This window comes from Pseudomonas sp. fls2-241-TYG-175, from assembly GCF_030209155.1.
Lineage (GTDB): Bacteria > Pseudomonadota > Gammaproteobacteria > Pseudomonadales > Pseudomonadaceae > Aquipseudomonas > Aquipseudomonas viridiflava.
Window position 1 is genome coordinate 208762 of the sequence record NZ_JARVSO010000020.1, and the last position, 20412, is coordinate 229173.

16 protein-coding genes are annotated in these 20412 nt (G+C 59.3%); 9 read left to right on the forward strand and 7 right to left on the reverse strand.

The features are described from left to right. Positions 1-143: 143 nt before the first annotated feature. The 6 genes from QRN20_RS15920 to QRN20_RS15945 all read left to right on the forward strand — a co-directional run bounded on the left by QRN20_RS15920 (position 144) and on the right by QRN20_RS15945 (position 7178). Positions 144-1559, forward strand: coding sequence for an OprD family porin (locus tag QRN20_RS15920; protein WP_058431857.1), 1416 nt, complete (start codon positions 144-146; stop codon positions 1557-1559). 66 nt (positions 1560-1625) lie between these two features. Further along, complete coding sequence (locus QRN20_RS15925) at positions 1626-3221, forward strand: ABC transporter substrate-binding protein (protein WP_004887870.1); 1596 nt, start codon at positions 1626-1628, stop codon at positions 3219-3221. Between the two features lie 71 nt (positions 3222-3292). Next, positions 3293-4303, forward strand: a complete 1011-nt coding sequence (locus QRN20_RS15930; RefSeq protein WP_122412283.1) for an ABC transporter permease subunit — start codon at positions 3293-3295, stop codon at positions 4301-4303. Positions 4304-4313: 10 nt separating this feature from the next. Next, a complete protein-coding gene (locus tag QRN20_RS15935) occupies positions 4314-5225 on the forward strand; it encodes an ABC transporter permease subunit (protein WP_024687674.1) in 912 nt (303 codons plus the stop codon). Positions 5226-5235: 10 nt separating this feature from the next. After that, on the forward strand, positions 5236-6204 hold the full coding sequence (locus QRN20_RS15940) for an ABC transporter ATP-binding protein (protein WP_004887874.1): 969 nt from the start codon (positions 5236-5238) through the stop codon (positions 6202-6204). Beyond that, positions 6204-7178 (forward strand): peptide ABC transporter ATP-binding protein, encoded by a 975-nt coding sequence (locus QRN20_RS15945; protein ID WP_004887877.1) that lies wholly within the window; start codon positions 6204-6206, stop codon positions 7176-7178. The genes QRN20_RS15940 and QRN20_RS15945 overlap by 1 nt, the downstream gene beginning before the upstream one ends. 59 nt (positions 7179-7237) lie before the next feature. Here the strand turns inward: QRN20_RS15945 and QRN20_RS15950 are convergent, their stop codons facing one another. Then, positions 7238-9778 (reverse strand): sulfite reductase flavoprotein subunit alpha, encoded by a 2541-nt coding sequence (locus QRN20_RS15950; protein WP_285360769.1) that lies wholly within the window; start codon positions 9776-9778, stop codon positions 7238-7240. 140 nt (positions 9779-9918) lie between these two features. Then, the gene (locus tag QRN20_RS15955) at positions 9919-12171 is read right to left on the reverse strand and encodes a TonB-dependent receptor (RefSeq protein ID WP_122425772.1); all 2253 of its coding nucleotides are present in this window, start codon (positions 12169-12171) and stop codon (positions 9919-9921) included. A 214-nt stretch (positions 12172-12385) separates the two neighbouring features. Between QRN20_RS15955 and QRN20_RS15960 the strand changes: the two genes are divergently transcribed. Next, a complete protein-coding gene (locus QRN20_RS15960) occupies positions 12386-13066 on the forward strand; it encodes a Fe2+-dependent dioxygenase (RefSeq protein WP_029244392.1) in 681 nt (226 codons plus the stop codon). Positions 13067-13068: 2 nt separating this feature from the next. After that, positions 13069-13866 (forward strand): tetratricopeptide repeat protein, encoded by a 798-nt coding sequence (locus tag QRN20_RS15965; protein WP_122864048.1) that lies wholly within the window; start codon positions 13069-13071, stop codon positions 13864-13866. Positions 13867-13904: 38 nt separating this feature from the next. On the opposite strand, the gene QRN20_RS15970 is transcribed toward QRN20_RS15965, so the two are convergent. After that, positions 13905-15068 carry a type III PLP-dependent enzyme gene (locus tag QRN20_RS15970; protein ID WP_004887887.1) on the reverse strand — a complete coding sequence of 388 codons (1164 nt, stop codon included), beginning with the start codon at positions 15066-15068 and terminating at the stop codon, positions 13905-13907. A gap of 494 nt (positions 15069-15562) precedes the next feature. Between QRN20_RS15970 and QRN20_RS15975 the strand changes: the two genes are divergently transcribed. After that, complete coding sequence (locus tag QRN20_RS15975) at positions 15563-16663, forward strand: RHS repeat-associated core domain-containing protein (RefSeq protein ID WP_122864047.1); 1101 nt, start codon at positions 15563-15565, stop codon at positions 16661-16663. Between the two features lie 77 nt (positions 16664-16740). Here the strand turns inward: QRN20_RS15975 and QRN20_RS15980 are convergent, their stop codons facing one another. From QRN20_RS15980 to QRN20_RS15995, 4 genes are read right to left on the reverse strand one after another with little or no spacing between them, the layout of a single operon-like run. Next, positions 16741-17910, reverse strand: coding sequence for an osmoprotectant ABC transporter ATP-binding protein OsmV (locus tag QRN20_RS15980; protein ID WP_096768233.1), 1170 nt, complete (start codon positions 17908-17910; stop codon positions 16741-16743). Next, on the reverse strand, positions 17907-18560 hold the full coding sequence (locus QRN20_RS15985) for an ABC transporter permease (protein WP_025994175.1): 654 nt from the start codon (positions 18558-18560) through the stop codon (positions 17907-17909). The genes QRN20_RS15980 and QRN20_RS15985 overlap by 4 nt, the downstream gene beginning before the upstream one ends. Before the next feature lie 13 nt (positions 18561-18573). Then, positions 18574-19467 (reverse strand): glycine betaine ABC transporter substrate-binding protein, encoded by an 894-nt coding sequence (locus QRN20_RS15990; RefSeq protein WP_029244397.1) that lies wholly within the window; start codon positions 19465-19467, stop codon positions 18574-18576. 14 nt (positions 19468-19481) lie between these two features. Next, positions 19482-20195 carry an ABC transporter permease gene (locus QRN20_RS15995; RefSeq protein WP_029244398.1) on the reverse strand — a complete coding sequence of 238 codons (714 nt, stop codon included), beginning with the start codon at positions 20193-20195 and terminating at the stop codon, positions 19482-19484. Between the last annotated feature and the right edge of the window lie 217 nt (positions 20196-20412).

Sequence of the window (20412 nt, forward strand, 5' to 3'; positions counted from 1 at the left end):
GATATCGCTCACCGCCGCTTCAGGCGGCGAGCGATCCATCTGTGCCCAGAACATATAACAAGGCGGGGCCTTAAACCCTGCATCACCAAAGCCAGAACTCAAAAAACTGGCGTTTATAAAAGTAGTAAAGGGAGCTGTACATCGTGAAAACAACCAGCACTGCATTACTGGCTCTATCCCTCTCGTCGTTCGGCGCGATGGTTCAGGCAGAGCCCGTGAGTCAAGCCTTCGTGCCCACCGGGCTGAGCACCAAGAACGCACAGGCAGAAGCCAATGGCTTTCTTGAAGATCAGCACCTGACCGGTACGACACGTAACTGGTATGCCAATGAACTGTTTCGTCGCGACAACAGATTCACTTACACCAAAGACGGTGTGGATAAGGAGACGCCACGCCGCATCAACTGGCAGCAGGGCACTATCGTCAATTACACCTCGGGTTTCACCCAGGGCACGGTTGGCTTCTCCACCGAACTGGCGCTGTACAACGCCGTCGCGCTGGAGCGTGACATCGACGATTTCGTCCCAAGATCCAACCGCACCCTGGCGGACAGCGACGGTGATGCCGTAGGCCAGTGGAGCAAAATGGGTCTGGGCAACGTCAAGGCCCGTGTCTCCAACACCGTGCTGACCATGGGTCGCCAGTCGGTCAACACGCCGGTCATCGCCTTTATCGGCAACCGCGCACTGCCTTCCAGCTTCCAGGGTGTCGCCCTGCAGAGCGATGAGTTGAACAACCTGTCATTCCAGGCCGGCAGCTTCGACCGTGTCTCGCCGCGTATGGAACAGAGCCTGGACAAGTTCCGCTCCGAGTACGGTGATCGCACCAAGACCGCTGATCGCGTGGACATGTTCGGTGCCGATTACAAACCGTTCGAAAGCCTGACCACCAGCCTCTACGCCTCGAACGTGGAAGACTTCTGGCACCAGTACTACTTCGGGTTCACCCATGAAATGGGCGACAGCAAGACCCTGGCATTCAGCACCAATCTGAACTACTACAAGACCAAGGATTCCGGCCAGGCCAAGCAGGGTCCGATCGACAACGATACCTACAGTCTTTCCTTCACGGGTACCCACAACGCACATAGCCTGAGCGTTGCGTACCAGGAAGTGTCCGGTAACGAGTACTTCGACTACGTTCACGATACCAATGCGATCTTCTTGGCCAACTCCCTGCTCTCGGACTTCAACGGACCGAACGAAAAGTCGCTGCAGATCGCCTATGTACTGAACATGGCCAGCTACGGCGTACCCGGTTTGAAATTCAACATCTATCAGGCCCGCGGCTGGGACATCGACGGTACCAACTATAAAGGTACCGTTTACGGCGATTCGCAGGACATCAGAGGCGTTGAAACTAAAACCGGCGTGCGCGCAATGGACGGCGAAACCCACTACGAATACGGCATCGGTACTTCGTATTCCGTACAATCCGGTCCGCTCAAGGCCACCGCGATTCGTGCGACTTACACCACTCACCGCGCCAGCGAGAACCAGGCTGATGGCAACATCAACGAGTTCCGTCTGGTGACCACCATTCCGTTCAACATTCTGTAAGTGATCGGGAAGCGGCGACCGGCATGACGCCGGTCGCCGTTTCGCATTGCATCAAGGAGGCTTCTATTGAAACTGCTATCGCTCCGCGCTTCGATCGCCATTGCGCTGCTCAGCGCTGCTGCATCCGTCTCGGCCAAGCCGCTGGTGGTCTGCACAGAGGCCAGCCCTGAAGGTTTCGATATCGCGCAGTACACGACCGCCGTCACGGCAGACGCCTCGGCAGAAACCATTCTCGAACGTCTGGTCGCCTTTACCCCCGGCACGACTGACACGGTTCCCGGCCTCGCCGAGAGCTGGGACATCAGCGCCGATGGCCTGACCTACACCTTCAAGCTGCGCAAAGGTGTGAAATTCCAGACCACCGACTACTTCAAACCCACCCGCGAAATGAACGCCGACGACGTGGTCTGGAGCTTCCAGCGCCAGCTGGACCCGAAGCACCCGTGGCACGCACTTTCGCTGGTCGGTTACCCTTATTTCGAGAGCATGGACTTCCAGAACCTGCTCAAGAGCGTCGAGAAAGTCGACGACTCCACGGTAAAATTCACCCTGACGCGCCCCGAGTCGCCGTTCCTGCGTGACCTGGCCATGCCGTTCACCTCGATCTACTCCGCCGAGTACGCCGACCAGTTGCTCAAGAGCAACAAGACCGGCGAATTCAACAGCAAACCCATCGGCACCGGTCCGTTCATCCTGACACGCTATGCCAAGGATGCTCAGGTCCGCTATAAAGCCAACCCGGATTACTGGAAAGGCAAGGTTCCCAGTGAGGCGCTGATTTTCGCGATCACTCTGGACAACAACACGCGCCTGCAAAAGCTCAAGGCCAATGAATGTCAGGTTGCGCTTTATCCAAAACCTGACGATATTGCCAACATCAAAGCAGACCCCAATCTCAAGATCGACGAGATGGAGTCCATGATGACCAGCTATGTGGCGATCAACACCTCGCACAAATACCTGAGCGACGCTCGCGTGCGACAGGCGATCAATCTGGCGTTCGACAAGAAGTCCTACATCAGGGCGCTGTTCGGCGAAGGCAAGGCCACTGAAGGCGTAGGTCCGTACCCTCCGACCATGATGGGCTACGACACCGAGAGTCAGCCCACGCCTTATGACCCGGAAAAAGCCCGTGCGCTGCTCAAGGAAGCTGGCGTACCCGAGGGTCAGGTGTTTACCCTGTTCGCCCGTAACGGCGGCGCGGTGACCAACCCCAATCCGATGGTGGGCGCACAGATGCTCCAGTCGGACCTGGCCAAGGTAGGCATCAAGCTCGACATTCGCATCATGGAATGGGGCGAAATGCTCAAGCGCGCCAAGAAGGGCGAACATGACATGGTCTTCGCAGGATGGGCCGGCGACAACGGCGACCCGGACAACTTCCTGACACCCAACCTGAGCTGCGATGCAGCGAAGAATGGCGAGAACTATGCACGCTGGTGCAACAAGGAATTTGAAGCGGCAATCACCGAAGCCCGGAAAATTACCGAACCGAGCGAACGGGCTGCCCTCTATAAGCAGGCTCAAAAAGTGTTCAATCAGGAACAGCCCTGGATCAGCCTGGCTTATCCGAAGCTGTTCGTGGCAATGCGCAAAAATGTCGAAGGCTTTCATATCAGCCCGCTGACCAATAACAACTTCACCACGACCGGGGTGAAGTAGAAAAAACCACCGCCTGCGCTCCACAAGAGCAAGGGCGGTACGCCTGACCGGCTGATGAGGTACACCACAAGATGTTTAGTTTTATTGCCCGCCGGGTGGGGTTACTGATCCCTACCTTCTTCGGCATTACCCTGCTGACGTTCGCACTGATCCGTCTGATTCCGGGCGACCCTGTGGAAGTCATGATGGGCGAGCGCCGGGTTGACCCGGAAATGCACGCCCAGGCCATGGAACGCCTTGGCCTGAACAAGCCGCTCTATGCCCAGTACATCGATTACATCGGCAAGCTCGCCCAGGGCGACCTCGGTGAATCGTTGCGTACGCGCACCAGCGTCTGGACCGAGTTCACTTCGCTGTTCCCGGCAACCCTCGAGTTGTCGCTGGCAGCCCTGATCTTCGCGGGCGTCCTCGGGCTTTTGGCCGGGGTGATCGCCGCACTCAAGCGAGGGTCCCTGTTCGACCATGGGGTCATGGGGATTTCCCTCGCCGGTTATTCCATGCCGATCTTCTGGTGGGGCCTGATCCTCATCATGTTCTTCTCGGTGTCGCTGGGCTGGACGCCCGTGTCAGGGCGGATCGACCTGCTGTACGACATTCAGCCAGTGACCGGCTTCATGCTGATCGACACCCTGCTCAGCGATGAGCAAGGCGCGTTCCTCGACGCCCTTCATCACCTGATTCTTCCGGCCATCGTGCTGGGTACCATTCCGCTGGCGGTAATCGCCCGGATGACCCGTTCATCGATGCTCGAAGTGCTGCGTGAAGACTACGTGCGTACCGCAAGGGCCAAGGGCCTGTCGCCTGCACGCGTGGTGTTCGTCCACGGCCTGCGCAACGCGCTGATTCCGGTCCTGACCGTTTTCGGCCTGCAGATCGGCACCTTGCTGGCCGGTGCGGTCCTGACCGAAACGATCTTCTCCTGGCCGGGTATCGGCAAGTGGCTGATCGAAGCCATCGGCGCCCGCGATTATCCGGTCGTGCAAAACGGCATCCTGCTGATCGCCTGCCTGGTGATCCTGGTCAACTTCGTGGTGGACATCCTCTACGGCTTTGCCAACCCACGCATCCGTCACCAGCGCTGAGATCATCGATATGAGCACACCTACTCCTTCGGTAGCAGTCGATCAAAGCCTGCTTTACCCGTCCCCGTACAAAGAGTTCTGGCAAGCGTTCTCCAAGAACAAAGGTGCCGTTGCCGGCCTGATCTTCATGATCATCATCGTGTTCTGCGCGTTGTTCGCCCCCTGGGTTGCGCCGCATGACCCGAGCGAGCAATACCGTGACTTCCTGCTGACCCCGCCGGTCTGGCTGGAAGGCGGCCAGTGGCAGTTCATCCTCGGCACCGACGAACTGGGCCGCGACCTGCTGTCGCGCCTGATTCAAGGCTCGCGCCTGTCGCTGCTGATCGGCCTGTCTTCGGTGGTCATGTCGCTGATTCCCGGCATCCTGCTGGGCCTGCTGGCGGGTTTCTTCCCGCGCATTCTGGGTCCGTCGGTGATGCGCCTGATGGACATCATGCTCGCCCTGCCCTCGCTGCTGCTGGCAGTTGCCATCGTGGCGATCCTCGGCCCTGGCCTGATCAATACCGTGATCGCCATCGCGATCGTCTCGCTGCCGTCCTATGTCCGTCTGACCCGCGCTGCGGTGATGGGCGAACTGAACCGCGACTACGTGACCGCTGCACGTCTGGCCGGTGCAACCCTGCCGCGCCTGATGTTCATCACCGTGCTGCCCAACTGCATGGCACCGCTGATCGTTCAGGCCACCCTGAGCTTCTCGTCGGCGATTCTCGATGCTGCGGCACTGGGCTTCCTGGGTCTTGGCGTACAACCGCCGACGCCTGAGTGGGGCACCATGCTTGCCTCGGCCCGCGATTACATCGAACGCGCCTGGTGGGTCGTGAGCCTGCCCGGTCTGACCATTTTGCTCAGCGTGCTGGCAATCAACCTGATGGGCGACGGTTTGCGCGATGCGCTGGACCCGAAACTCAAGAACGCCGCCTGAGGAGATTCGTATGTCACTGCTTGAAATCAAGAATCTCAACGTTCGCTTCGGCGACGCCAAGGCCGTACCCGTCGTGGATGGCCTGTCCCTGAGTGTCGATAAGGGCGAAGTTCTGGCCATCGTAGGCGAGTCGGGTTCGGGTAAATCCGTGACCATGATGGCGCTGATGGGCCTGATCGACGCACCCGGCATCATCACCGCCGACGCACTCAACTTCGACGGCAAGGACCTGACCAAACTCAATTCCCGTCAGCGTCGCCGTATCATCGGCAAGGATCTGGCGATGGTGTTCCAGGACCCGATGACCGCGCTGAACCCCAGCTACACCGTGGGTTTCCAGATCGAAGAAGTGCTGCGTCAGCACCTGGGCATGTCCGGCAAGGCTGCACGTCAGCGCGCTCTGGAACTGCTGGAAAAAGTCGAGATCCCTGGCGCCGCTGCACGCCTGAATGCCTACCCGCATCAGTTGTCTGGCGGTATGAGTCAGCGCGTTGCTATCGCCATGGCGATTGCCGGCGAGCCGAAACTGCTGATCGCCGATGAACCGACCACTGCACTGGACGTTACCATCCAGGCGCAGATCATGGAGTTGCTGCTGAGCCTGCAGAAAGAGCAGGACATGGCGCTGGTGCTGATCACCCACGACCTGGCAGTTGTTGCCGAAACCGCTCAGCGGGTCTGCGTGATGTACGCGGGTCAAGCCGTGGAAGTGGGTCAGGTACCCGGTCTGTTCGACGTACCGGCGCATCCTTACAGTGAAGCGCTGCTGGCGGCGATTCCCGAGCACAGCATGGGCGCCGAGCGTCTGGCGACGCTGCCGGGCATGGTGCCTGGCCGTTACGACCGTCCGCAAGGCTGCCTGCTGTCGCCGCGCTGCCCTTACGTGCAGGACAACTGCCGCGTACAGCGTCCGGCGCTGGATCCCAAGGCCCACAGCCTTGCGCGCTGCTTCTATCCCTTGAATCAGGAGGTGGCGTGATGAGCGTCGTACTTACCGCCCGCGACCTTACCCGTCACTACGAAGTCTCGCGCGGCCTGTTCAAAGGCACGGCGCTGGTGCGCGCGCTCAACGGCGTGTCTTTCGAACTCGAAGCGGGCAAGACTCTGGCTGTGGTGGGCGAGTCCGGTTGTGGCAAGTCCACACTGGCCCGCGCACTGACCCTGATCGAAGAGCCGTCTTCCGGCTCGTTGAAAATTGCCGGTCAGGAAGTGGCTGGCGCCAGCAAGTCCGAGCGCAAGCAACTGCGCAAGGACGTGCAGATGGTGTTCCAGAGCCCGTATGCCTCGCTGAACCCCCGGCAGAAGATTGGTGATCAGCTCGGCGAACCGCTGTTGATCAACACCAACCTGTCTGCCAGCGAACGCCGCGAGAAAGTGCAGGCGATGATGGCTCAGGTCGGTTTGCGTCCCGAACACTATCAGCGCTATCCGCACATGTTCTCTGGTGGTCAGCGTCAGCGGATCGCACTGGCACGGGCGATGATGCTGCAACCGAAAGTACTGGTGGCGGATGAACCGACATCGGCACTGGACGTGTCGATTCAGGCTCAGGTGCTGAACCTGTTCATGGACCTGCAGCAGGAATTCAACACGGCCTACGTGTTCATTTCGCACAACCTGTCGGTGGTGCGTCATGTCGCCGATACCGTGCTGGTGATGTACCTGGGTCGGCCTGCGGAAATGGGTCCCAAGGAAGAGATCTACAACCGTCCGCTGCACCCGTACACTCAGGCGTTGCTGTCAGCGACCCCGACCATTCATCCTGATCCGCTGAAACCCAAGATCAAGATCGTCGGCGAGCTGCCCAACCCGCTCAACCCGCCAAGCGGCTGCGCTTTCCATAAGCGCTGCCCTTACGCGACAGAGCGCTGCGCCACCGACGTGCCGGAACTGCGTCTGGTGGACAACCGCCAAGTGGCCTGTCACTACGCGGAGCAGTTTGTCGCAGCGTGATTCTGCCTTGTGGTAATCGTGTCCGTCTGCGTGGGCACGATTACCTCAACCAGCAGACCTCAATACACATCCCGCCGATACCGCCCCTGCTCCACCAGCTCGCTGACGGCTCGTTCGCCGAGCACTTCGTTCAACACGTGATCCACACCTGATGCCATGCCCTGCAAGCTGCCGCAGATGTAGATCGCTGCGCCCTCATCCAGCCATGCTCGCAGATCTTGAGCAGCCTCGCGCAACAGATGCTGCACATAGACTTTCTCTGCCTGATCCCGCGAGAACGCCAGGTCCAGCCGTGCTAGGTCACCCGACTCCAGCCAGCCTTGCAGCTCTGCGCCGCAATGAAAATCATGCTCGCGATTGCGCTCGCCGAACAGCAGCCAGTTGCGCGTCTGACCTTGGGCGATGCGCGCTTTCAAGAGGCTGCGAAGCCCCGCGAGCCCGGTACCGTTACCCAGCAGGATCAGAGGAATCGGCTCGGCAGGCAGATGGAAGCTGCTGTTGCGACGCAGGCGCAGACTGATCGCGCTGCCTGAGGCGGCATGCTCCGTGAGCCATCCGGAACCCAGGCCCAGGCTGCCGTCCGGATGAATCTCCTGACGCACGATGAGCTGCAGACAACCATCCTCCGGAACAGAAGCAATGGAGTATTCGCGTGCGGAAACCGGCACCAGCGCGTCGATCAGCGCCTGCGCATGAAAGCCCACCAGATGAGCCCGATGCTGCGGCAACTGACGGGTCGCCAAGGCCTGAACAACCGGCTCCTGCAGGCCGTCCACATTGATCCGGGTCGCAGGATCGATGCCCAGCCCGCTGAGAAAACTCCGCACGGCTTCATCACTGTTGCGCGGCAGGATCTCGACCAGATCGCCCGCCTGCCAGTGCATCGTGCCGGGAGCGACAAGGTCCAGCAGATAGACACCCGAACCGCTGCTGCCGGGGTTCAGGTGCTCGCGCCGGGCCAGTGTCCAGTGCTCGAACACCGGGGCCTGCCAGAGCGCTGTTGGTGTGCTGCCAGTCAGTTGTCCAAGGTGATGCTGCCACTGCTGCAAGGCAACAGGGTCGGCGCTGTCGACCTCGACCGGGGCAAATAGAGTGCTGCCGCCACGCTCGGCCAGCCAGTCATGCAGACGATGAGCGAAACCGCAGAAATGCTGATACTGCCGATCACCCAGCGCCAGCACGGCATAGTTGAGGGTTTCCAGCGACAGCGGACGGCCCAGCAACTTGCGTTCGAAACCGCGCGCACTGTCCGGTGCTTCGCCGTCACCGAAGGTACTGACCACAAACAGGGCGTTGCGGCTTGCACTCAGGTCCTGCTCGGTCATGTCGCCGAGCCGCTGCACCCGCACCGGCAGACCCGCGGCCTGCAACTGCCCCGCCGTCTGCCAGGCCAGTTGCTCGGCGAAACCGCTCTGACTGGCGAACCCGATCAACCAGGCGTTGGCGTCAGGCGCAGCACCGGTCGATACATCACCTCGTGCGGCCTTGACCTGACGCTTCTTGCGTCGGCGATCCAGATACAACAGCCAGCCGGTGATGAAAAACAGCGGCATCATCAACGACGCGACCGTCATGACGATTCGGCCGACAATGCCAAAGTAGCTGCCGACGTGCAGTGCGTAATTACTGATCAGTAATTGCGCGCCCAGACTGCGCTCCGCATAACGCGAAACCGAATTGACCGCGCCACTTGCAGGATCAAGAGTGACGCTGTTCAGGGCACGCGGATGAGGTGAATCCTTGAGCAGGTAGAACACAGTGGCCGGCTGCCCGCCCGCTGACGGCAGGCGCAGGTTATAGGCCGAAAGCTCAGGGCCAGCAGTCTTTTGCAGGCTGTCCCAGATCGCGACGTAGTCCGCCACCAATGGCGCAGGCGGCGAATCCTTGCTCATATTTACGCCACGACCACCACCGCCTTTGCGTTGCTCGGCCGGTGCATCACCCAGCAGCCGGTTCAGGCCATTGCTGACCCAGTCATACGACCAGCTCAGACCGGTGATGGCGAACAGCAGATAGAACAGCAGGCACCAGGTGCCGAAAACCGAGTGCAGGTCCCAATTGAAGCTGCGTCCCTTCTTCGCCCAGTCCAGCGTCAGCCACACACGCCAGTTCAGCGCCTTGCGCGGCCAGCGCAGGTACAGACCAGACAGACAGAAGAACACCAGCACCAGCGTACACGCCGCCGTGACCTGCTTGCCCACTTCGCCCATGGCCAGAAAGCGGTGCAGTCGCAGGATGAAGTCGAAGAATTCCTCACCGACTCCGTCGCCTTTCAGCTCGCCGGTGTAAGGATCGAAATTGCGTTTGGGGCCGCGCCGCTCGCCCGGCCTGGGCGAAAAAAACACCTGAGCGACCCGATTGCCGACGGTCTCGACCCGGAGGATGGCGACGGTCAGTCCGGTCGCCGACTCCAGTCGGCGAACCAGTTCGACAGGCGGCAGGGTTTCGCCCTGCGGCTGGACCAGCAACACGTTCGGATTGAGCGCATCGAGGATTTCGTCCTCGAACGAGTACAGCGCGCCGGTGATGCCCATCAACGCCAGCACCAGCCCTGCCGTGATCCCGAAGAACCAGTGCAGCTGAAACAATACCTTTTTCAATACTCGCTACCCTCACCCGCCTGCCCGGACGCCCACTTTGATACTCGAAGGCGTCGCCTGTCTGTCTTCATACGGCGCTGCGGCCTTATACAGAAAAACCCCGCCTACCGAAATAAGCGGGGTCTGCCTTGCACCGCTTCCTAGAAGTGGAAGTTGGCGCTCATCAAAGCGGTGCGGCCAGCGGCGACGTGCGCGTAGTGGGTCTGGAACACTTGATCGAAGTAACGCTTGTCGGTCAGGTTCTGGACGTTGAGCTGCAGGTCGACGTTTTTCGTTAATGCGTACGTGGCCATTGCATCGTAACGCCAGTAGGACGGGACTTCGACCGAATTGGCTTCGTTGCCGAAACGGGAATCGACATAGGTCGCGCCACCGCCTACGGTCAGTTTGGGTATCAACTGATACGTGGACCACAGGTTGAAGCTGTTGCGTGGCGTGTTGGGCATGTGATTGCCCTCGTCCGCCGCCAGCGTGGTCTTGACCAGTTCACTCTCCATGTAGGTATAACCGCCATACACTTTCCAGCGACTGGTCAGATTGCCCGCGTAGGTGAATTCCACACCCTGAACGCGCTGCTCGCCGTCGAGTACCTGAAAGGTGGTGTTGTCCGGGTCAGTGATCCGCGCGTTGGTCTTGTCGGTGCGGAACAGGGCAGCGGTCAGCGACAGGTCGTCACCGAAGAAATCCCACTTGGTGCCCAGCTCGTAGTTGCGGTTCTTTTCCGGATCGAGGTCGGCGTTGTTGGCCGCCAGTTCAAGGCCACCGTTGCCGCTGGTTTCACCGGACGGGTTGCTGGACGTGGACAGCGCGGCGTAAACGCTGCCGTTCGGCGCAGGCTTGTAGACGACGCCCAACTGGTAATTCCAGAGCTGGGTGGTCTTCTGGCGATCGAAGTTGGCCGCAGGCGTTGCGCCACGTGCCGTCGCAAAACCGCTGGAGCGCGTGTCGTAGTGGTCGTAGCGCAGGCCCATGTTCACCGACCACTGCTCATTGAGGGTCAGGGTGTCGAACACGTAGGCAGCGCTGGTCTTGGTGTCGGTATCGGTGTAGGCGAGGCTGTCGGAGATCCGCCCGTTCCAGGCATCCTTCGGCGAAGGATCCGCAAGGCTGGTGCAGTCGCCGGACCTGAACAACACCGCCGAGCAGGTGCTGGCAATCGCGCTGCCATTGGCATTGGTGATTGTGTAAGGACGGTTATGCGTGTCCTGATAGGAGAACTCGACGCCGGTCACCAGACTGTGGCTGATGAAGCCGGTGTCGAACTTGCTGGTCAGGTCAGTCTGGTTGACGAAACCGCTGGACGTCGAGTTACGGCTTTTGGCCGAACGCGACACGCTGCCATTGGCGACGTTGCCTCGGCTGTCATCCGGGTTGGTGACCACATAATCCAGCGTCGAACGCGACATGCGGAAACTGTTGGAGAGCGTCACGCTGTCGTTCAGGTCGTGCTCGATGCGCACAGTGCCGCTGTCGTTGCTGCTCTTGCGGTAGTCGCGACCGGTCAGGCCGTAGAAGTTGCTCTTGTCGACACTGGCCGGCTTGTCGACGATGTACTTGCTGCGGCCCGGCGTAGACGTCAGCGGGATGCCGTAGTCAGGCATGTCGTCGGTTTCAAGGTGGTAGTAATCCACCTTGATGCGGGTGTCGGTGCCCAGACCGAACGCAAACGAAGGCGCCACGCCCCAGCGGCTGGTCTCGACGTTGTCGCGCCCGGCGACATTGGCATCGTGCTTCATGAGGTTCAGGCGAAACGCCGAGGTGTCGGTCATCTGCTGGTTGACGTCCAGCGTGTAGCGCTGGGTCTGGTCGGAGCCAAAGGTGTAACCGCCGTTGTAGGCGTTGCCCAGATGCGCGCCCTTGGTGATCAGGTTCAGGCTGCCACCGGTGGAACCCGCACCTGTGAATGCAGAGCCAGGGCCTTTACTGACCTCGACCGATTCAATGTTGAAGATCTCGCGGGACTGGGCCGCCACATCACGCATGCCGTCGACGAACACGTCACTTTCAGCGTTGAAGCCACGAATGATTGGCCGGTCAGCAGCGGGATTGCCGCCCTCGCCTGCGCCAAAGGTAATGCCCGGCGTGGTGCGCAACGCTTCGGTCAGCGTGGTCGCACCGGTGTCACGGATGACCTGCTGAGGGATGACGGTGACGCTTTTCGGCGTGTCGCGCAGCGGCGCCGTGTACTTCTTCGAGGCCGAATCTTCGGACTTGTAAGAGGCATCAGCCTGTTCACCGTTGATGTTCGTCGCCCCCAGCGACAAGGCCTTTTCGTCTGTGTTCTCAGCGGCGTGAACCATGTGAGCAGCAGACATCGCCGCGATGGCGACCCCGACCGCAGAAGCAATCGAGCGTTGCGAACCCGCATGAAGCGACAGTGTTTGACGTGACATTGTAAATCCTCCCCCAAGGCAGTCGAGGCGGCGGAATATAGTGCAAACACGTATCGGTAGCAATTGAGATACATTAACATTTACGAAAATATATTATTTCTGCACATCCTCTTCACAAAGCTTTCACAGAAGATTCGATTCAGCTTCATACAGCCATATACAGCCGCAATGGGAATCACTACCATTCGCAATCTTCTACCTTTTCGGTGCTCTCATGCTCCTTCACATTCCTGGTGTTTTTGATCGCGACGAAGTCGCCCGCATCCGTGAAGCTTTGGAGCAGACCGACTGGGCGGATGGAAAAATCACTGCCGGATTTCAGTCGGCCAAGGCCAAGCACAACCTGCAGTTGCCGGAAGCGCATCCATTGGCGAGGGAAATCGGTGCAGCACTGCTGGAGCGGTTGTGGCGCAATCCACTGTTCATGTCTGCAGCCCTGCCCCACAGGATTTTCCCGCCGCTGTTCAACTGCTACCGGGAAGGTGGCAACTTCGACTTCCACATCGACAATGCGGTACGTCAGCCACCGGGTGGTGCCGAGCGCGTGCGCACCGATATTTCGTCCACGCTGTTTTTCAGTGATCCCGACGATTACGACGGTGGCGAACTCGAGATTCAGGACACCTTCGGTACAAGGCAGATCAAACTGCCCGCCGGCGACCTGCTGATCTACCCGGCCACCAGCCTGCACAAGGTCAACGCTGTGACACGCGGTGCACGTTACGCCTCGTTCTTCTGGACCCAGAGTCTGGTGCGCGAGGACAGTCAGCGTGCCCTGCTTTTCGAGATGGACACCGCTATCCAGCAGCTCACCCTGGAGGTGCCCGATCACCCTTCGCTGATCCAGTTGACCGGCACCTATCACAACCTGCTGCGCCGCTGGGTCGAGGTCTGACCATGAGCTGGAACCTTGCCCGCAAGGAATGGCTGAACATCGACGATCTAAGAGCGATGCTCGAAGAAAGCCCGGCGCAGGCAGCCAAGGCGATTCTCGCCGCCGCTGCCCAGGGCAACGTCGAGGCGCACGCGCTGTTGGGCCAGATCCTGCTCGACGGCAGCGGCATTCAGCGTGATCAGGCGCTGGCCATAACCTGGTTCGGAATCGCCGCCAACCAGGGCCATTCGATGGCCCGCAACATGCTAGGGCGCTGCTTCGAACATGGCTGGGGCTGTACGCCGGATCTGCTCCAGGCGGCGCTGCATTACCGGCTGGCTGCCGAACAGGGACTGGATTGGGGGCTCTACAATCTGGGCAACCTGCTCGCAACAGGGCGTGGTGTCGAGCAGGATCACCGACAGGCCATGGACTGCTATCGCAAGGCCGCCACTCTGGGGCACGCCAAGTCGATGAACCTGTTGGGGCGTTATCTGGAAGAAGGTGTTACGGGGCACCGTGACCTGTCAGCGGCGCACGAGTGCTACAGACGCTCGGCAGAAGGCGGGGATTTTCGCGGTCAGTTCAGTCATGCAACCGTGCTGGCAGAAAGCGGGGATATCGAACAGGCGCTGGGCTGGCTGAAAAAGGCGCTGGCGGGAGGGAATCTGAATTTTCTGAGGGTGGGACGCAAGGTCCTGCTTGATGCGACGCATCCGGACATTCAACGCATGGCCACTGATTACTTTCAGCGCGCCGCCGCCATCGGTGACGAATCGGACCAGATGGCGTTGCGTGACTTCTCTGCCCGGCCTGCCTGAAGCGCGGAGCACCTCAGGCAGACCAATCGGCAACGTGCTTACAGGTAGAAAGCCTTCAATGGCGGGAAGCCGTTGAATTCCACTGCGCTGTAGCTGGTGGTGTACGCACCGGTCGACAACCAGTACATGCGGTCACCGATGGCCAGGTTCAGCGGCAGGCCGTACTTGTAGTTCTCGTACATGATGTCGGCGCTGTCGCAGGTAGGACCGGCGATGACCACTTCTTCCATCTCGCCCTTTTTCTCGGTCCAGATCGGAAACTTGATGGCTTCGTCCATGGTTTCGATCAGGCCGGAGAACTTGCCCACATCGGTATAAACCCAACGCTCGACGGCAGTACGCGACTTGCGCGCAACCAGTACCACTTCGCTGACCAGAATACCGGCGTTGGAGATCAGCGAACGGCCTGGCTCCAGGATGATTTCCGGCAGGTCGTCACCGAAGTCTTCCTTCAGGAAGCGGATGATTTCCTCGGCATAGGTTTCCAGGCTGTTGGTACGGGTGATGTAGTTGGCCGGGAAGCCACCACCCATGTTGATCAGCTTGAGCACGATGCCGTCTTCTTCTTTCAGACGCTCGAAGATCACTTTGACCTTGGCAATCGCGGCGTCCCAGACGCTGATGTCGCGCTGCTGGGAACCTACGTGGAACGAGATGCCGTAAGGCACCAGACCCAGGTCACGGGCCAGGATCAGCAGGTCCATGGCCATGTCGGTCTGGCAGCCGAATTTGCGCGACAGAGGCCAGTCAGCCGTGGTCGAACCTTCGGTCAGGATACGGACATAGACTTTCGAGCCCGGTGCTGCCTTGGCGATGTTGCGCAGGTCGGCTTCGGAGTCGGTGGCGAACAGGCGCACGCCCTTCTCGTAGAAGTAGCGGATGTCCTTGGACTTCTTGATGGTGTTGCCGTAGCTCATGCGATCCGGGGTCACGCCGCAGCTCATGACCTTGTCCAGCTCGTAGATCGACGCGATGTCGAAGCTCGAACCCTTGTTCTTCAGCAGCTCAATGATTTCGACTGCAGGGTTGGCCTTGACGGCGTAGTAGACCTTGGCGAAATCGAAGCCTGCGCGCAGGTCATCGTAGGCCTTGCTGATGATGTTGGTATCAATGACCACGAAAGGTGTTTCTTGCTTGTCAGCGAACGCCTTCATTTTCTTGAAGGTTTCGGCTGCGTAGTAGTCTTCGACATTGATCGTCATGCTGCTGGAACTCCTGTCTGGCAAACGGAATTGGTAAATGGGTGCAAATGAACGTCCTCCGTATCCCCACTTTGGTTCGCCTACTTCCCAAGGCATGTCGCCGAAAGCAAAAAGGCCACTGAAGGGCTTGCCTTCCTGGCCTTGCTGTCTCGTCGTCAGTACTTGAGCCGGATGGATCGTTTCCAGCATGGACGTTCGGCGCGAACTTTAGGGCGTGAGGGGGCTGAGATCAACAAAAAATGTCGCGTTTTTACACGCGTTCGTCGCGGCCGCTGCACTGGCCTCCTGTGTAACGGACCGATGTGACAGGCTGATGTTCCTTGGCGAGGGTAATCCCCGTTGATTTAGAGACGTCAAAAGACGCAGAGTTTCGCCTGGCCCCAGCCCTATGCTCGCGTCATCTGTTGCCCTGCTAGCAAAAATACGAGTAGGCAGACGCATTTGAAAACGCAACGCTATTGCTCAGACCCAGACATGCTCAGGAGCAAGCGGCGATGAAAGATTGCACTGGACTCTCATATCGCTATCGCTACGATCCGCTGGATCGCTTGGCCAGCAGTGGGCTCTCGACACAGACCCGTATTCAACGGTTCTATCAGAACGACCGCCTGACGACCGAACTTCAGGGCAATGTGCAGCGTTCGATCCTGCAATACGAGCAACAGTTGCTGGCTGAGCAGCGTCATGATAATGGCCACCTGGAAATGTACGCGCTCGCCACCAACGTACAACGCTCGGTACTGGCCGCGCAGGGTAAGTCCCATCAAGACAACGCCGTTTATACGCCTTACGGCCATCCTGCTTTACGGGAAAGCCCTTTTTCCATCCTCGGTTTCAGCGGAGAAAGGCCTGACCCGGCGACCGGACACTATGCTCTGGGCAACGGTCGGCGGGTGTTCAATCCGGTATTGATGCGTTTTCATAGCCCTGACTCACTAAGCCCTTTCGCAGAGGGCGGGCTTAATGCTTATGCCTATTGCAGTGGCGACCCTGTGAACCGGTCAGACCCAAATGGACGGTCTTGGCAATTCCTGGCAACGGCACTGGACCGACTTTCAACGTCATCGGCAGGCCCTTTGACCTTGGGAACAATCTCAAAACCAATAACAAACTTTCGCTCAATAGCGATCGGCATAGACACTTTCGAAGACACCTACAAAGGAAAGCTTCGTTTAAACATAATGGCTCATGGCGGCGTAGCACGTGAGCCGATTGATCAGGGCGGCAGAAGCTTTTCTTACATTGTATCGGACGCAAAACCGTTGAATTCAGACAGGCTGCTGGCTTTACTTTATGAGCATGATGTCCGCCTTGGCAGGTATCGCAACATCAGGTTGCTATCGTGTGCCTTAGCGGATGCCGAGTTGAGCTTTCTTGCAAAACTTTCGGGTATCACAGGCAAACCTGTGAAAGGTTTTTCGGGGCAAGTCAGTGCCTTTGAGCACCCTCGGAGGAAAAACGTACCTATTGGTTCAATTGACGAATCCGTTAAAAAAATTGTGATCCATAAAAACCGTGGCTTGATGGGCAAAATTTTCAGGCCGTACACCCCTAAAACATTCCTGCCCACCGATAACATCAGACATAGTTCATGAATCTCCCCCTCGACTGCGGCGTAAATCAATGCGTCCAGAAGTAAAAGCCCTGCGCATTGAGCGCAGGGCTTTCATCATCAGCTTTGCACTTCAGCCGCTGCAATTTCAGCCGGCGACACAATGCTGGTCTTCATGCCACGCGAACGACCCGAACTCAGGTAAGCCGCGATCGACTCCTGGGTCACTTCACCCAGGAACACGTTCTCGGCATCCAGCACCGGCAGCCACGAGCGGTTGAACTCGTACATGCGCGACAGCAGGATACGCAAGTGCTCGTCGTACGCGGCCGTGCCGTTGAATTCGCGCAGGAACTGGGCGCAGGTGCCCTGCTGACGGTGCAGGTCGCGACGGCGGACGTAGCCCATTGCCTTGTTTTCGCTGTCGGTCACGACGATGTAACGACGGTCGTTTTCGTCCATCACTTCCAGCGCATCGGCCACCGGGGTTTCCGGGCTGACCGATGGTGCGTTGTCGGCAGCGTCTTCGGCCTTGACCAGCAGCAGGCGCTTCAAGGTGCTGTCCTGGCCGACGAAGCTGCTGACAAACTCGTCTGCAGGGTGCGCCAGCAAGGTGTCCGGGTGATCGATCTGCAGCAGCTTGCCGCCACGGAAGATCGCGATCTTGTCGCCCAGTTTGATCGCTTCGTCGATGTCGTGGCTGACCATGATCACGGTCTTGTTCAGCGCGCGCTGCATCTCGAAGAATTCGTTCTGGATCATCTCGCGGTTGATCGGGTCGACCGCACCGAACGGTTCGTCCATCAGCAACAACGGCGCGTCGGCCGCCAGTGCACGGATCACACCGATACGCTGCTGTTGGCCACCGGACAGTTCACGCGGGTAGCGATGCAGGTACTGCTTGGGTTCCAGCTTGATCATGCTCATCAGTTCGCGGGCACGATCATGGCAGCGCTGCTTGTCCCAGCCCAAGAGCTTGGGCACGACCACGATGTTTTCTTCGATGGTCATGTTCGGGAACAGGCCGATCTGCTGGATCACGTAACCGATGTTGCGACGCAGGGTCACTTCGTCCAGGTCCGTGGTGTCTTCACCGTTGATCAACACCTTGCCGGAAGTCGGCATGATCAGGCGGTTGATCATTTTCAGCGTGGTGCTCTTGCCGCAGCCCGACGGACCGAGGAAAACGCAGATCTCGCCTTCGTTGACGGTGAGGCTGACCGAGTCGACAGCCTTCACTTCTTTGCCGTTGCTCTGGAAAGTCTTGGAGAGGTTCTGGAGTTCGATCATTTGAGGAGTCCTTTTGGAGTCAGCGTGCGTTGCAGCCATTGCAGGAGCAGGTCGGCGATGATGGCCAGAATGCTGACCAGTACCGCGCCGACGATCAGCATCGACATATCGCTGCGGCTGATTGAAGCGAGAATGAGTACACCCAGACCACCGGCACCGATGGTCGCGGCGATGGTCATGACACCGATATTCATCACCACGGCGGTGCGTACACCGGCGAGGATGACGGGCACGGCAATCGGCAGCTCGACCATGCGCAGGCGCTGGCCGAAGGTCATGCCAATGCCCTTGGCGGCTTCGCGAATACCCGGTTCAACACCCGTCAGGGCCAGGTAGGTATTGCGCATGATCGGCAACAGGGAATAGAGGAACACGGCAGTGATGGCCGGCATCGGGCCAAGGCCCTGACCGAACTTGGAGTAGAACGGCAGCAGCAGGCCGAACAGGGCAATCGACGGCACGGTCAGCAGCACGGTCGCGCTGGCCTGCAGGGGACCGGCCAGCACCGGGAAGCGCGTCATCAGTACGCCCAGCGGCACACCGATAAGGATGGCCAGGGTCACCGCAATGCCGACCAGCGTGATGTGCTGCCAGGTCAGTTGCAGGACCTGAGCCCAATCCAGATGGGAGAAGGCGCTCAAGAAACTCATATCGTCTCCTTCCTTAATTCAGGGGATGCTGACGCAGGAAATCTGCGGCAACCGAGGATGGGCTTTCATGGCCGACATCGACGCGGGCGTTGAGGTCGATCATGGTCTGGTTGTCCAGAAGCTCAGCCAGCGGCTTGAGCAGCGTGGCGATCTCCGGATGCGCATCCAGATACTCCTGACGAATCACCGGCGCAGCGGTGTAGTCCGGGAAATAGCGCTTGTCGTCTTCCAGCACCTTGAGTTTGAACGCGTTCAGGCGGCCGTCGGTGGTGTAGACCAGACCGGCAAACACCTGACCATTACGCAGCGCGGTGTAGACCAGACCCGCGTCCATCTGCCGGGTGTTTTCACGACCGAGATTCATGTCGTAATGCTTGACCATCCCCACCAGACCGTCGGAACGGTTGGCGAACTCGGTGTCCAGCGCTACGACATGACCCTCTTTGGCTTCATCCTTGAGCACCTTGGTCAGGTCGCTCATGGTGTTGACCTGTGGATACTTGTCCGCAACCTTCTGCGGCAGTGCCAGTGCGTAGGTGTTGTTGAACTTCGACGGCGAAAGCCAGACCAGGCCTTTCTTCGCATCGACTTCCTTCACGCGGGCGTAGGTCTGCTCGCTGTCGAGTTTCTCGTCGATGTGGTTATAGGCCACCAGCGAGACGCCGGTGTATTCCCACAACAGGTCCAACTGGCCGCTTTCCTGAGCGCTGCGCGCCAGGTTGCTGCCCAGACCACCGGTGATCTGCACGTTGTAGTTCTTGGTACGCAGGTATTGCGCCGTCAGTTCGGCCAGCAGCGTCTGCTCGGTGAACACGCGTGCGCCGACGCGCAGCAGCGGTTGTTCAGCCGCCTGGGACAGTGCCGGGAACAGCAGGGCAAAGCCTAAAAACAAACATAACTTCTTCATGGTATTTCCTTCGCTCAGCGAGTCAGGCCGCGTTCAAGCCACAGGCGGCTGGCAATGATCACCAGACCGTCGAGCAGCAACGCCAGCAGAGCGGTACAGGCAGCGCCCAGCACCAGTTGCGGCTGATTGTTCAGGGCGATGCCCGGGAAGATCAGGCTGCCCAGGCTGTTGGCGCCGATGAGAAAGGCCAGCGGCGCAGTACCGACGTTGATCGCCAGCGCAACCCGCACACCACCGATGATGATCGGCACGGCATTGGGCAGTTCGACACGCCACAGCACCTGACGTTGCGTCATGCCGATGCCGACGGCGGCTTCCTTGAGTGAGCCCTGCACGTTCTTCAAGCCTTCGTAGGTGTTGCGCACAATGGGCAACAGCGAGGCGAGGAACAGCGCGAAGATGGCGGGTCCGCTGCCGATCCCGAGAATCCCGAGGGCAATGGCCAGAACGGCGAGAGGTGGGACGGTGTTGCCGATGTTGAAGATCTGCATGAAGCGTTCAGCACGGCCAACCATGCTGGGTCGGCTGAGGGCAATGCCTGCCGGAATACCGACCACCAGGGCCGCGAGCATCGAAAACAGAACCAGCAGCAGGTGAGCCTGGAGATAGAACAGCAGGTCATCCTGGTATTGCGTGATGGTACTAATGCCGATCCAGTGGATCAGCAGGGCCAGGAGCGCGATAACAACCGCGCCTCCCAATAGCCCCTTGCCATAGCGATTTGCCACGGGCGGACTCCTTATTTCAGTCGGCGAACGCGTTTGCCTGGGCGACCGTGCGGGGCGCCAGCAATAACGTTCGCGAAGAGCAGCGGGTGGGTCGCCATAGAGGGTGTGACCTCGGCGATAACACAAGCCATGAGCGCAGCTTCGTCAAGCCAACATGCTGATGAATCAGCCCCTGAAGTTGGCCTCGGTACTGGCCTTGACGGGGGAATGGACGTCT